Genomic DNA, 14,454 nt, shown 5'->3' on the forward strand with positions numbered 1-14,454 from the left:
GTCATTGATGTCTTATCTATTTACCGTCAGTCCGGATTTCACGCCTGATCATCTTTCAGGTTGGTACATCTTTAATACCTGGCTACAAAAACAACTGGAAACCAACATCCACCTGCAGATGTTCGATAGCTTTCAAGATCAAAGAAAAGCAATAGAATCCGATCAAGTAGACCTAATTTACGCAAACCCTTACGACGCGGCGATGCTGGTTAGGGAAAAAAACTTTTTGCCTGTTGCCAGAGTCAACGGCGCGACAGACGAAGCACTAATTGCGGTATCCGAGCAAAATCCTGCCGCGAGTGTAGAGGACTTAAAACCAGGCCTTCGTATCGCCTTCACAGACGACCCGGATGTTAGCCTAATCGGAATGATCATGCTGGAGCCGGCAGATCTGGACAAGAGCAATGTCGCCTTCGTTACTTCAGACACCTACGTATTGGTCGCCAAACATATCCTTAGAAATGAAGCCGATGCAGGCATTTTTCTGGTCGAAGCCTTCGACGGACTGTCCGCCATCATCCGTAAACAACTAAAAGTCTTGGTTAGAAGCCAAATTAGCGTGATCAATCACACCTTAATGCTCGGCCCGAAACTGCATTCCCGGCGCGACCAAATCCGCAGTTTGCTGTGCGACATGACGACTCATGAGAAAGACTGCGGCGTGTTGAAAAGCTTGGGCTTTGCCGGCTGGAAGGCCGTTGAAGACGAGGAAATGGAGTTCATGATCGACTTAATGGATACGCTCAACACTTAAAATCAACCCCATGAGGGAATTCGAAAACACGCAAACCACTATCGATATACTGCGCCATGGCGAGCCAACCGGTGGAATCCGCTTTAGAGGCATTACCGACGATCCCTTAAGCGAAGTCGGGTGGCAGCAAATGCTTGAGTGCTGCGATAACAGAAACTGGCAGGCGGTCATCAGTTCGCCATTGCAACGCTGCCAAGCCGTCGCCCTACATTTGTCGGCAACACGCAATATCCCGCTCTATGTCGACGCAGCTTGGCAAGAAATTGACTTCGGAAGGTGGGAAGGATTAACCGCCGAAGCCATAGAACACCGCTACCCTAAGGCTTTGGAAGCCTATTACCGGGACTTTATGAACGCCAGCCCGCCGGAAGGCGAAACCTATAAGCAATTCAGCACTAGAGTTAACATCGCCTGGTACCAACTGACAGCAGCATATTTTGGCCAATCAGTGCTACTCATTACCCACGCCGGCGTGATTCGGGCATTGTTTTCCCTATTGATGGGCATTTCTCCGGAAAACAGTTTCCGAATTGAAGTTCCCCATGCCAGCCTAACCCGGTTTCGCTGCTTCGGTAGTCCGGGGAAACAAACCGTACTGCTGGATTTTCACAACCGCTAGCGGATGTCACGCCATTAATCCTTTATAACAACCGGTGCTGGGCGCGGCATCAGGGGAGATAAAACCGTTACCGGGTCACATAAATCTCTAAGGCAATGAACAAGAATAAATCTACCCGACAGGCGCCGAATTTTCGTGTGGGGCCAAAGCACCGTCAGTCGGGTATATTTCTCGCTGGAATTCGCCTAAGTTAACAAACGGGTAATCTCAATTTGTCGTCTCGTCATTTACCAATTCGTCTAGGAGCGCCGGGAGAAGAGATCAGTAAAAAAGATCTGCATGCCGTCATCCAACGCTTTAAGCATCTCAATCAAGGCCGTTTACAACGAATTCGCGAGTTTTTACAGCCCAGACAGCACGACTTTTTAAACCTTCTACCCTTATTGTTCCATCAAAACCACCCGCTGTTACCCGGTTTCGTTTCACTGGAAACACCGGCGGGAATACCCGATTACCAGCCTAATCGCCAAGCGGTCGATACGGCCAAACAGTTTTCCAAAGGCTATACCTACAAACGTAAAGCCTTAAGATACTATCCCGTCGAAAGTATTTTTTTGATGGGCAGCGTAGGGAGTGTCGCCTTCTCGCAAAAAAGCGACATTGACGTTTGGCTCTGCCATCCGGCCGCTTTACCGGACGAACAACTGGCACAATTGCGCGCTAAAGCGGAATTGATCGAGAAGTGGGCAGTATCGTTAAAACTCGAAGTGCATTTTTTCTTATTGAACAGCACTCAATTTAGCGAAGGCACCAACACCCCGCTCTCCTCCGAGAGTAGCGGCGAGACTCAACATTATTTACTGCTGGAAGAGTTCTACCGTACCTCCGTCTATATTGCCGGCAAAGTCCCGATTTGGTGGCTGGTCCCTCCCGAACAAGAAAGCCGCTATCGCGAATATGTATCGCATTTATTGGAAAATCGCTTCATTTCCGAAAACGAAGTGCTCGACTTCGGCAATCTGGAAAACATGCCGCAATCGGAGTTTGTCAGCGCCACGCTTTGGCATATCTACAAATCGCTGGGGTCGCCGCATAAATCGTTGTTGAAATTATTTTTGATGGAGAGTTATGCGGCCGAATTTCCACAACCCATGTGGTTATGTTCCAATTTGAAAAAAGCGATTTACGCAGGGACTTATTCGCTAGACAGCATGGACCCCTATCTTCTGATCTACGAAAAAGTAGACGATTATCTGAGCCGACTTGGCGCGCACGAACGATTGAACTTAGCCAGAGAATGCCTGCAAATCAAAGTAATGGGCGCCATTACCCCTCAGACCGACAGCAAAGCAAACGCTATACACGAAGCCTTTATGGCCAATATCGCCCGCCGATGGCATTGGCCGGAGGAACTATTGCCCAACCTATTGCAACGCAAATCGTGGACGATAGAAAAAGCCGGCGCGCAACATGGCGTTATCCGCGATCAACTGCAGCAATGTTTGCGGATGATACTTAAGATCACCGGCAACCCTCTGGACCATCCCGGTCAAAACCACGATTTAAAGCTCTTAAGCCGCAAACTTAGCGCATCCCTGGATTTGAAGCCCGGAAAAATAGAGGTGCTGACCACCCGCGCCATGGTCTACACCAAACCGGCAGCAGTCACGCTACAAGAATTGCCGTATTCCGGAGGCGAAGCGTGGAAATTATTCTCAGGGAAACTTCCCACCTTGCAATCAAGCCTTGCCCAAGCTATCAAACAAGCCGATTCGCTATTGGAACTGCTGTGCTGGATTGTGGTGAACGGCATTTATAGCCGCACCCTGCAAGCCCAAATGCTCACTAGCGGAGCAAGGCAAAACGGCGACGGCGAGGTATCCAGGCTATTGTCGCAATTACACGCGTTTTTAAGCTTGCACTTACCCGATAAAGACACCGGCTTGGAAATTTATAGCCAGCCTAACCGGATCAAAGCGTCTTTTTTATTAGTAAACTGGGGCAAGGAACTGCCAATAGACAATAATCCTCAGCTGTTCATGATGAGCGAGCGCTCGGATCCTTTAAGCTACGGCGACAATCGCTACTGTTTTGTCATTAACATTCAAAAAGTATCGGTATCATCATGGGGCGAAGTGACTTTTCAAGAATACCAAGGCTTGGAAGGCGTCTTCAATTGCTTGAGCGAAGTGTTCAACCAGACCAGTAAACCATTGAGCGCAGAATCGCTACGGATTGCTTGTTATACCCGCGCCAGAGGACGCAGCATCTGCATGCGCTTGGAAAGCTTGTTTGAAGGTTTATCCTCGCATTTTTCGTCCGGTCCGCATGCCCAAAACGGTCGCTATCTGTTGGCAGCGCAGGCCGGCTATTGTTGCTTTAGGATACAAAATAACAGCTTGAGTTATTATCTTCTGGAGAACTCCCAGGCTTTGTTGCAAGAACTTTCCAGCACACAAGCGCAATTTTCTCCGGTACATTTCGACGATTTCGTGTTGGAACAAACCTTCATCCCCTATCTGTACCAATTTAACAAACCCAAACGGCTACAGATTTTTTACCACCATTCCAGCAAGCATATCGCTTTCTACATCATCGACGAGAAAGGCGCTCTGTTTGTGCGCCAGCATTCCGGCGCTAACCCGCAGCAAATCCTGACCCACTACTACGTTTTCATTAAAAACCTGCAACTACAAACCAAATTGCCGGAAACGATCCTTATCGATTGCTACGAAATCCAAAAAAATTCGGCAGGCGTCGTCTCCTGCCACTCGGTCGACATCCGGCAAAACGACTCGGCACTGGATTTAAGTGTACGCATCACGGCCGATCGTAGCCAAGGCCACGCGATTTATTGCAATCAACGCAAATTCGCCATAAGCAATGCGCAATCGTACTTAGAGGTCAAACAATACATCATGAATTTCCGTAAAACCCACGAAAACTATCCTTGCCACATCACGGATATCGACATTCCTTGCGAGTTATTGGGCATTAGCGATTTTGCGCAGGCGCAAAGCGTGCATTACCTACAGTACAAACAAAAAATCGAAGATAAATTAAATATCTAGGCCGGACTATCGCGCCGGTTAGCCAAGGCCGTATACAGGCGACACATCGCAGGATATTCGGCAATCAGTAACGACTTCTAAAATTGACTAGCGTTAATTTAGAGTTAAGCAAGCTTAGCGAATAAAGCTATACTACAATCCGGTCGCGCAGACTTTTAACTCGAAGCAATGGCAAAATTTACCGTCTATTTTAAAGATAAAGTCATTCATTCATGTATTTACGATTCCGGCGTTATACATATTGGTAGGGACGAGAGCAACGATTTGGTCGTCGACAGTCTGGCCGTCGCGCCGGCGCACGCGGCAGTCGTGGTCAAAAACGGGGCTTGCATCATCAAACAGCTGAACGACAAGTTTCCGCTGATGATCAACAACCATCCCACCAAAGAATGGAGTTTGCAAAATAGCGACATTATCAATGTCGGCAAACATTACATCGTGTTCAACACCGTGGAATCTTTCATCGCCGCGCCGGAGCCCGAACCTAAGGTCAAGCTTAAAAAAGACGCCGACGTAGAAGCCTTAGACCGTAAACTGGAGCAACTCAGCAAACCGCTGGAAGCCAATCTGCAAATCATGGACGGCCCGCACATCGGCCGGATTTTACCGTTAAAAAAAGCCATGACCCGCCTGGGACACGACGGTGCCGGAGTCGTCGTCATCGCCAAACGCAAAGACGGCTATTACGTATCCGCGCTGCAAGGTCACGACGGCCTGGCGGTCAACAAGCAGCCGTTAGGCGATAAAAGCCTACAGTTGAAAAACCACGACGTCATCGAAATCGACAATACACCGATGCAATTTTTCTTGGAGTGAAAAATGGCAACATCCGCGCCGGCACAAGACGATAAGCGCCACTTTCAAAGAATTTTTTTCAGTGCCAAAGCGGTGTTGGAAAGCAACGGTGTAAAAACCGAGTGCATAGTCAACGATATCAGCTTAAAGGGCTGCTTGTTGGAATTCGAACACGATTGGCAAGCGTCTCCGGATGCCCTATACACGCTGACGCTTTCGCTGGGACCGGACGTCGGCATCGCCATGCAATTAAGCTACGCCCACTCGCATCAGCGCTCAGTGGGATTCAAATGCGAAAACATCGACATAGACAGTATCACCAACTTGCGTCGCTTGGTGGAACTTAACTTGGGCGACAGCGCGCTGATGGATAGAGAACTTTCTATGTTGATCGCCAACGGATAACGGCGTCAACGCTTCCGCCACCCGATTTACCGGCAGGCTACCTCCTTCTCAGCTGAGCATCCCCCATGCCCGCATCTACCCCCTCTTCTTCAAGCGCTTACAGAACCCAAGACATCTACATCACCGGAGTCGACCGCGGTAGCGGCAAATCGATTTTGATGTTGGCTTTCATGGAAATGCTAGCCGGTCACGCCGACAAACTGGGTTTCTTTCGCCCGTTGATCGACGGCGGCGAGCAAACCGACGGTTTGATTGAATTCGTCCGCGATCGCTATTCGCTGGAATTCGATTACGACAGCCTATACGGCTGCACCATTCAACAAGCGCAAAGTTTGTTAGCCGACGAGCAATACGACGAGCTACACAAGATCATTCTTGCAAAATATCGCGCCCTGAAAGCCGAATGCGACCACGTGCTGTGTGTCGGTTCCGACTATCGGCGCGGAAATTCCCTGTTCGAGTTCGACTTCAACGTTGAAGTAGCCAATAACCTGAACTGCCGTTTATTGCCGGTCATGCAAGGCCACACGCAGAACAATCTACAGATACTGAACAACTTAGGCGAGCTCAAACACCAGTTACAAGATCACGACAGCGACGTGTTAGCCGTCGTGATCAACTGCGTGGAGCCCGGGCAACTTCCCGCATTGCGCGAACTACTGCATCAGAATGCCGAATTCCCTATTTTTCTGGTGCCGAATGAACCCTTGCTGAGCAAACCGTCTTTAGGCAACGTCGCCAAAACCCTCAATGCCCGGCTGCTGTGCGGAGACGCCAGCGCACTCAGCCGGGAGGTGTTTCAATACAAAGTGGCGGCAATGCTGGTCCCCGACTTTTTAGATTACGTGCAAAGCGGCGATTTGATCATCACGCCCGGCGATCGTACCGACATTATCCTAGCCAGCGTATTGACTTACCACTCCAGCAATTTTCCGCAAATCGCCGGCCTGCTGCTAACCGGCCATCAAGAGCCTGGCAAACAAGTTCAAGCATTGCTCAACGGTTTAGGCGACATTCCGTTTGCAATCCTGGGCGTCGATTCGGACACCTTTACCACGGCGATGCAGGTTAGCCAAGTGCCGGCGCGTTTGCATTCTCAAGACGAACGCAAAATCGCCAAGGCACTGGGTCTGGTCGAAAACCATATCGACATGAGCGCACTTCGCGCCCGGCTGCATGACAACATCAGCCAAAAAATGACGCCGATCATGTTCGAATACGAACTCGTGCAGCGTGCCAAAGCTCAAAAACAGCACATCGTCTTACCCGAAGGCAACGAAGAACGCATTCTGCGGGCGGCGGAAATTTTATTATTGCGGGACGTGGTTAAGCTTACTCTCTTGGGTAACGAAAGCGAGATCAGGCAAAAAATCCAAACCCTGGCTTTGAAATTAACCGACGTAGATATTATCGATCCTTTAACGTCCGGGTTGCGGCCCATGTTTGCGCAAGCGTATTACGAAGCACGCAAGCACAAAAACATCCTCTACGACACGGCATACGACCTAATGGCCGACGTAAGCTATTTCGGTACCCTGATGATACATTTGGGCTTCGCCAACGGCATGGTATCGGGGGCGGTACATTCCACTCAACACACCATACGCCCCGCTTTCGAAATCATTAAAACCAAACCCGGCGCCGCCATCGTTTCCAGCGTATTTTTCATGTGCCTGGAAGACAGAGTACTGGTTTACGGCGACTGCGCGGTCAACCCGAATCCCGATGCGCAGCAACTGGCCGACATTGCCCTCAGCTCGGCCCAGACCGCGGAAATGTTTAATATAGAACCCAGAGTAGCCATGCTGTCCTACTCTACCGGCGATTCCGGCAAAGGCGAGGCGGTGGATAAAGTGCGCGAAGCGGTCAAGCTGGCAAAAGCTCGACGGCCGGATCTCAAACTGGAAGGCCCCATGCAATACGACGCCGCCGTAGACCTCGGCGTGGCCCATACCAAATTACCCGGCAGCGAAGTCGCGGGCCACGCCACCGTATTCATCTTTCCGGACTTGAACACCGGCAACAATACCTACAAAGCAGTGCAACGCTCTTCCGGTGCCATCGCCATCGGCCCGGTATTACAAGGCTTGAATAAGCCGGTGAACGATTTGAGCCGCGGCTGTACGGTGCCGGATATTGTCAACACCGTCATCATCACCGCCATTCAAGCGCAAGAAAACTCACATGCGTAAAGGGTACGGGCTATTAACAGTCATTTGGCTTTTCAGTTCGACCGTTTGGGCCGCGCCCCGCATCGCGGTTTTGGAATTCGAACTCAAGGACCTGACGCCTACGCCCAATATCCCGGCGGAATTGGCCCGCACTGCCAGCATCAAGCCGCTGCTGCAACACGCATTGCTGGCAACCGGCTATCCCATCGTCGAAATTGCGTTTGCCAGCCAACAAACGGCAAACGCCGGAAGCGGTTATTTGCTGGATCACGCCGATGCAGCGGCCGATCTGGGCAAACGCTTTGGCGCCGACTACGTTTTGATCGGCCGCTTACACAAACCGAGTTTTTTATTCGCGTATTTGATGGTTCACTTAGTCGAGACAGAAACCTCGAGCTTGGTCGGTCGTTACATCATAGAATCCAAAGGCCGCGATCAGGCATTGTTAGCGAATGCGGCACGGCGGTTGGCCGACAAAATCGACAAAACGATATCCGCCGCCAAGTAACGCCGACTCGGACTTAAGCGTTCCGACAGCGTCGAACCCATCGGTTTGCGCTCATCTAAGATTGGCCAAACCGGGATAACCTCCTTGCAGCGTCCGCCACAATCAACATCCACAGTCGAACCATGAACATTCTTGTGCTGAACTCCGGCAGTTCGTCGATTAAATACAGCCTGCTAAACATGCAAAGCCACGCTTCCGTGTTATCCGGTTTAATCGAACGCATCGGCGAGGCGCAATCGCGGCATACAGTCCAAAGCGAAACCGGAGCGACCCGGATTTCGGAACGTCCCATCGCCGACCACAGCCAAGCTTTGGCGGAACTATTTGCAGCATTGGACAACAGTTCGGCATTAAAAGCCGGCGCGTTGAGCTGCATCGGCCATCGCGTGGTACATGGCGGCGATCGTTTCTCAAAGCCTACCGTCATCACCCCCGACGTACTGACTCGTATCGAAGCGGTTAGCGCACTTGCGCCGCTACACAATCCCGCAAATTTGCTGGGTATAAAAGAGGCCCTGCACACTATGGGAAATGTTGTGCAAGTCGCCGTTTTCGATACCGCTTTTCATCAAACGTTGCCGGACTATGCCTACCGCTATCCGCTACCCGACACCTGGTACGCCGAACACGGGGTACGCCGCTACGGATTCCACGGCACATCTCACCGATATGTCGCCAAACAAGCGGCAAAATTCTTGAATGCAGAGTTGAACGAAATCAACTTGATTACTTTGCATTTGGGTAACGGCGCCAGCGTAACTGCAATCAGGAACGGTCTTAGCGTGGATACCAGCATGGGCATGACGCCGTTGGAAGGCCTGATGATGGGCAGCCGGTGCGGGGACATAGATCCGTCTATACCGTTCTATATGGCTCGCAGCCTGCGACAGCCGCTGGAAGACTTCGAGGACGTCTTGAACAAAAGTAGCGGCTGCAAGGGAATTAGTGGACATAACGATATGCGCAGCTTGCATCGTTTGGCCGACAACAACGACGCGTCGGCCCGATTGGCCCTGGACATGTTCGCCTATCGCGTTAAAAAGTACATTGGCGCTTATATGGCAGTGCTGGGGCGCGTGGACGCCCTGGTATTCACCGGCGGCATAGGCGAAAACGATGCGTGGTTGCGGCACACCGTCTGCGAAGGCATGCAGGGTTTTGGCTTGGAGTTGGCAAGCGAGAAAAACGCGCTCCGCCACCCCGCGTGCGCAGAGATTAGTACTCCCGAATCCCGAAGCAAAATTCTGGTCATAAAGACTAACGAAGAGCTGGAAATTGCCTTGCAAGCCGCCGAGTGTTTAGAACATGCCTTTTAGACGGCAAGCTTACAAACCCGCTAATTCAATGGCTTTGCACTGCGTAGCGGATTTAGCGCAGGCCGTCTTGAATTTTTCCTACCTTAAAACAATACTTCTGCGACTACGGAATTATCTGGTACATCGAAATGACGGCTAACGACTTTTCATCGGACGAATTCGATGTGTTCGCTCAAAAAATAGAGCTCGACGACAGCTTTACCAATAAACGCATTTCGGTTCGTTATCGTCGTAGCGACATCAAAGTGGTACTCAAAGCCAAGCACCCATTTTCGCGAACCGTCGACGTACAATTGATAGACATTAGCAGCAAGGGAGCTGCGGTCATTTCTCCGAAAAAATACCGCATCAAAACCCCTCTCATTTTTACCGTTTCGTTTCCGGACGGCAGAATCTTTAACATAGATGCCCGGGTAGTGCATAATCAAGCCTATCCCCGTCTGGGCTTGAAATTCGCACGCTATCAAGCCGACTTGGCCGACCACCTGCTGAACACTCAAACCGATCTCACCTTTGCCTAATCCGCTCGCTTGTTTTTATGCCTGTTTTAAGTCAAATCTTCATTTATCCGATTAAATCGTTAGCCGGCATCAGCGTTTCCGATTGGCCGGTAGACAGAAACGGTTTGCAATACGATCGCAAATGGATGTTGGTCGACTCGGAGGGGCAATTCCTCAGCCAACGCCGCTTGCCGAAAATGGCCTTAATCCGAACCCGCATCGACGCCGATGCCTTGATCGTTTCCGCCGCAGGCCATAGCGAGTTGAACTTGCCCTTGCAGCCTATGGACGGAGAAGACTTAACCGTGCGCATCTGGCGCGACGACTGCATTGCCCGGTTGGTTTCGGATAAGGCAAACGCTTGGTTTAGGTCGGTATTGGACCTGGACTGCCGCTTGGTTTACCACCCCGATCATCGCCAACGTCAGGTCGATCAAAAATACGCGGCACCGAACGATCAAACCGCGTTTTCCGACGGCTTTCCGTTTTTGCTTATTGGCGAAAACTCTTTACATTCGCTAAACCAACAGATGACCGAAACTATCGACATGCCGCGATTTAGACCGAACTTGGTCGTCACAGATTGTTCCGCTTATGCCGAAGATACTTGGCGGCGCATAGAAATCAACCACATCGAATTTCGGCTACCCAAACCCTGTTCCCGTTGCTCGGTACCTACCATAGACCCTACCACCGCCTTAACCGGCAAAGAGCCTTTGGCGACCCTGAATCGGCTGCGAAAATGGAACAACCAAGTGTATTTCGGGCAAAACGCATTGCACGGCAGCCAAGGTTCCCTATCGGTTGGACAACAGGTTCTGATTTTAGAAACCGGCCGGAATCAACCGCCCCTAAACGATCCCGTTTCCGATTAAGATGCGATTAAGCCTGTTGGCTGCAGAATATCGCCGGATAACAATTGCATAGGCACACATTCAACGTTGGCGAGCATGCCGAATATCAACACTTAAGCACAACAAGCCAGACCGCACCGTCTCTGAATCTATCTGCAACCTGACGGTCTATAGCGGCTTACAGCATGGGCTATCAACAATCCTTGCTCAATTAAAACAATCCACGCAAACCATCAGTAATCATTTTCCAAAGGACAAAACAATGAACAAGAAAATCTTAGTAATCGGCCTTGGTTTGGGCGTTTTAGCCGGTTGCGCCACCAACCCGTATACCGGCGAAAGCAGTATGAGCAATCTCGGCAAAGGGGCCGGGATTGGCGCCGCGGTCGGTGCCGGCGCCGGCACCCTATTCGGCGGCAACGATTGGAAAAACGCCGGCTTGGGCGCTTTGGCCGGCGCAGCCGTCGGCGCGGGCATAGGCTATTACATGGATAAACAACAGCAGGAGATGCAACAATCCTTGCAAGGCACGGGCATAGAGGTACAACGCACCGCCGAAAACCAACTGACCCTGAGCATGCCCAGCACCAGCAACGTGACCTTTGCGTTCGGCAAATCGGATTTATCTCCGGAAGCGCAAAACGCGTTGGACCCAATCGCCCGCATACTGGTCAATTATCCCGAATCGACGATTTCGGTAACAGGGCATACCGACGACGTCGGTTCCGATTCCGACAATCAGCGCTTATCCGAAGCCCGCGCCAGCAGCGTCGCCGGTTTTTTGGCCTCACGCGGCGTCAATCGCTTGCGGATTTCCCAACAAGGCATGGGCGAAAGTTCGCCTAAAGTATCCAATACCAACGATGCCAATCGCGCCATCAACCGCCGCGTCGAATTAGCGATTGTCGCTCAGCAAAACGCCGGTTCCGCACAACAACCCCAAGGAAACCAACAACCGGTCAACCCACAGCAAGGTTATCCGCAACCAAACTATCCGCAGCAGCCTTACCCGCAACAATATCCTCAACAGCAATATCCGCAACAACAGTACCCTCAACAATATCAATAAACCGAATTGTTAACCTAGCATCGGCGCAAGGACGCGCCGCATGCAAGCCTATATCGCCTTCGTGCCGCGTCTATAACTGCGTCAAGACAACTTACGCAAGAATGCCAGCTTATCCTTTATCTTGATCTCCAACCCGCGTTCGACCGGAAAGTAATAGCGCTTGCCTTCCAAGGGTTCCGGAAAATAATTCTCGCCCGCCGCATAAGCATGGGCTTCGTCGTGGGCATAACGGTATTGAGCCCCGTGTCCCAACTCTTTCATCAATTTCGTGGGCGCATTGCGCAAATGTATCGGCACTTCCAAAGAGCCGCTGGTCTTAGCGTCTGCCATCGCCGCCTTGTATGCGACATAAACGGCATTGCTTTTCGGCGCGCAAGCCAAATACACGATAGCTTGCGCCAGCGACAGCTCGCCTTCGGGACCCCCCAAACGCTCGTATGCCTGGGCGGCGTTCAGTGCCAGCTCTAAAGCACGCGGATCGGCGTTGCCTATGTCCTCGGACGCCATGCGCACCACACGGCGGGCGATATATAAAGGGTCGCAGCCGCCGTCCAGCATCCGGCAAAACCAATACAATGCGGCGTCCGGATCGGTACCTCGCACCGATTTGTGCAGGGCTGAAATCTGATCGTAAAAAATATCGCCGCCTTTATCGAAACGGTTGGCATGGCCTTGCAGCACCTCGTCCAAGGTCGCACGATCGACGATGTCTTTACCGTCAACCGTTTCCGCCAAATCAGCGGCAATCTGCAAAATATTCAAGCAGCGGCGCGCGTCACCGTCGGCCGCCTTGGCTATCAGTGCCAGTACCTCGGGAGCTATCACCAGGCTTCTGCGTCCCAAGCCGCGCTCGCAATCGGCTAAAGCGTTTTGCATCAACGCGATCAAGGCCTCTTGCTCTATGCTGCGCATCACGTAGACCCGCAGCCGGGATAGTAGGGCATTATTCAATTCGAACGACGGATTTTCGGTGGTAGCGCCGAATAAAATAATGCTCCCGCTTTCAATCGGCGCCAACAACGAGTCTTGCTGGCTTTTGGAAAAGCGGTGGATTTCATCGATAAATACCACCGTATTGAGATTACGACTCAACCGGACCTGTTCGGCTTCGGCCACCGCCGCGCGAATTTCTTTGACCCCGGCCATCACCGCCGACAGTTCGATGAAATGGCAAGCGGCACCGGTCGCGATAATTTTGGCCAGGGTAGTTTTACCGACGCCCGGCGGCCCCCAGAACACCAATGAATGCGGCACGCCTTGTTCAATAGCGGCCCTCAGCGATTTGCCCTTGGCCAAAAGATGCTGTTGCCCGATAAACTCGTCCAGCGTGCGCGGCCGCATGCGCGCGGCCAACGGCGCGCCGAGCGGCGCGGCTAAATCTACGGCTTTAGTCATGTCAAGGAAAACAGATAGGCAATAGCCCGATTTTTCATTAAAATTGCCGGCCATTTTATTGATTCTGACGCCGGATTAACATGGATTTAAAATTCCTGGATTTCGAACAGCCCATCGCCGAGTTACAAGCCAAAATCGAAGAGCTGCGCAAAGTAGAGCTGGATAACAATTTCGACATCTCCGAAACCCTGAAACAGCTGGAACAAAAATGCGAAATGCTCACCGAAAGCATTTTCGCCAACTTGTCCGACTGGCAGATCTCTCAGCTATCGCGCCATCCCGGCCGGCCGTATACGCTGGACTACATTCGCCTAATGTTCACCGATTTTCACGAATTGCACGGCGACCGCGCTTTCGCCGACGATCCCGCCATCGTTTGCGGCTTGGCGCGCTTGGATGGGCAACCGGTGGTCGTCATCGGCCACCAAAAAGGCCGCGACACCAAAGAAAAAATCTACCGCAACTTCGGCATGCCGCGTCCGGAAGGTTATCGCAAGGCGTTGCGCGTCATGAAACTGGCCGAACGCTTTCAATTACCCATCATTTGTTTGATCGACACCCCGGGCGCTTATCCCGGCATAGGCGCCGAAGAGCGCGGCCAAAGCGAAGCGATAGCTCGCAACCTGTTCGAAATGTCCAAACTGCGCACGCCCATCCTGTGCACGGTGATAGGCGAAGGCGGCTCCGGCGGCGCCTTGGCAATCGGCGTGGGCGATCGCTTGTTGATGCTGGAATTCAGCACCTATGCAGTCATTTCGCCGGAAGGCTGCGCCTCCATCTTGTGGAAAAGCGCCGAAAAAGCCCAATTGGCCGCCGAAGCCATGGGCATCACCTCGGACCGGGTCCGCGAACAAGGCTTTTTGGACGAAGTCGTACGCGAACCGGTCGGCGGCGGCCACCGCAATTTCGAACAAGTGGCCGGCAATTTGCGCGAAGCCCTGATCCGACATTTATCCGAACTCAAACAAGAAGCGGAAAACATGAACGCGATGCTGGAGCGGCGCTACCAACGCATTATGCGTTTCGGGGCTTATTACGAAGAACCGGTCAAATAACC

General features: G+C 51.8%; 13 protein-coding genes. 12 read left to right on the forward strand and 1 reads right to left on the reverse strand.

What is annotated here, in order from left to right:
- The first annotated feature begins 7 nt into the window (after positions 1 to 7).
- From AB0A83_RS15350 to AB0A83_RS15400, 11 genes are all read left to right on the forward strand, one after another.
- Positions 8 to 754, forward strand: a complete 747-nt coding sequence (locus AB0A83_RS15350) for a phosphate/phosphite/phosphonate ABC transporter substrate-binding protein (RefSeq protein WP_150049931.1) — start codon at positions 8 to 10, stop codon at positions 752 to 754.
- A gap of 10 nt (positions 755 to 764) precedes the next feature.
- The gene (locus AB0A83_RS15355) at positions 765 to 1,373 is read left to right on the forward strand and encodes a histidine phosphatase family protein (RefSeq protein WP_367154630.1); all 609 of its coding nucleotides are present in this window, start codon (positions 765 to 767) and stop codon (positions 1,371 to 1,373) included.
- Positions 1,374 to 1,585: 212 nt separating this feature from the next.
- Positions 1,586 to 4,384, forward strand: coding sequence for a class I adenylate cyclase (locus tag AB0A83_RS15360; RefSeq protein ID WP_367154631.1), 2,799 nt, complete (start codon positions 1,586 to 1,588; stop codon positions 4,382 to 4,384).
- Between the two features lie 168 nt (positions 4,385 to 4,552).
- Entirely contained in the window at positions 4,553 to 5,200 is a 648-nt protein-coding gene (locus AB0A83_RS15365) for an FHA domain-containing protein (RefSeq protein WP_150049937.1), read from the forward strand.
- A 3-nt stretch (positions 5,201 to 5,203) separates the two neighbouring features.
- Complete coding sequence (locus AB0A83_RS15370) at positions 5,204 to 5,584, forward strand: PilZ domain-containing protein (RefSeq protein ID WP_150049939.1); 381 nt, start codon at positions 5,204 to 5,206, stop codon at positions 5,582 to 5,584.
- A gap of 65 nt (positions 5,585 to 5,649) precedes the next feature.
- Positions 5,650 to 7,776, forward strand: a complete 2,127-nt coding sequence (gene pta, locus AB0A83_RS15375) for a phosphate acetyltransferase (protein ID WP_150049941.1) — start codon at positions 5,650 to 5,652, stop codon at positions 7,774 to 7,776.
- Positions 7,769 to 8,263, forward strand: coding sequence for a DUF2380 domain-containing protein (locus AB0A83_RS15380; RefSeq protein ID WP_150049943.1), 495 nt, complete (start codon positions 7,769 to 7,771; stop codon positions 8,261 to 8,263). The genes pta and AB0A83_RS15380 overlap by 8 nt, the downstream gene beginning before the upstream one ends.
- Positions 8,264 to 8,385: 122 nt before the next feature.
- Positions 8,386 to 9,579, forward strand: coding sequence for an acetate/propionate family kinase (locus AB0A83_RS15385; RefSeq protein ID WP_367154632.1), 1,194 nt, complete (start codon positions 8,386 to 8,388; stop codon positions 9,577 to 9,579).
- Positions 9,580 to 9,707: 128 nt separating this feature from the next.
- Positions 9,708 to 10,100 (forward strand): PilZ domain-containing protein, encoded by a 393-nt coding sequence (locus tag AB0A83_RS15390; RefSeq protein WP_150049947.1) that lies wholly within the window; start codon positions 9,708 to 9,710, stop codon positions 10,098 to 10,100.
- Positions 10,101 to 10,117: 17 nt separating this feature from the next.
- The gene (locus AB0A83_RS15395; RefSeq protein WP_150049949.1) at positions 10,118 to 10,954 is read left to right on the forward strand and encodes an MOSC N-terminal beta barrel domain-containing protein; all 837 of its coding nucleotides are present in this window, start codon (positions 10,118 to 10,120) and stop codon (positions 10,952 to 10,954) included.
- Positions 10,955 to 11,195: 241 nt separating this feature from the next.
- The gene (locus tag AB0A83_RS15400) at positions 11,196 to 12,002 is read left to right on the forward strand and encodes an OmpA family protein (protein ID WP_367154633.1); all 807 of its coding nucleotides are present in this window, start codon (positions 11,196 to 11,198) and stop codon (positions 12,000 to 12,002) included.
- Between the two features lie 81 nt (positions 12,003 to 12,083).
- Here AB0A83_RS15400 and AB0A83_RS15405 read toward each other — a convergent pair whose 3' ends face one another.
- Complete coding sequence (locus AB0A83_RS15405) at positions 12,084 to 13,397, reverse strand: replication-associated recombination protein A (protein WP_367154634.1); 1,314 nt, start codon at positions 13,395 to 13,397, stop codon at positions 12,084 to 12,086.
- Positions 13,398 to 13,477: 80 nt separating this feature from the next.
- Here AB0A83_RS15405 and accA point away from each other — a divergent pair, with 80 nt between their 5' ends.
- On the forward strand, positions 13,478 to 14,452 hold the full coding sequence (gene accA, locus AB0A83_RS15410) for an acetyl-CoA carboxylase carboxyl transferase subunit alpha (RefSeq protein WP_150049955.1): 975 nt from the start codon (positions 13,478 to 13,480) through the stop codon (positions 14,450 to 14,452).
- Positions 14,453 to 14,454 lie beyond the last annotated feature (2 nt).

Origin of the sequence: Methylomonas sp. HYX-M1, assembly GCF_040741385.1 — a bacterium.
Taxonomy (GTDB): domain Bacteria; phylum Pseudomonadota; class Gammaproteobacteria; order Methylococcales; family Methylomonadaceae; genus Methylomonas; species Methylomonas rhizoryzae.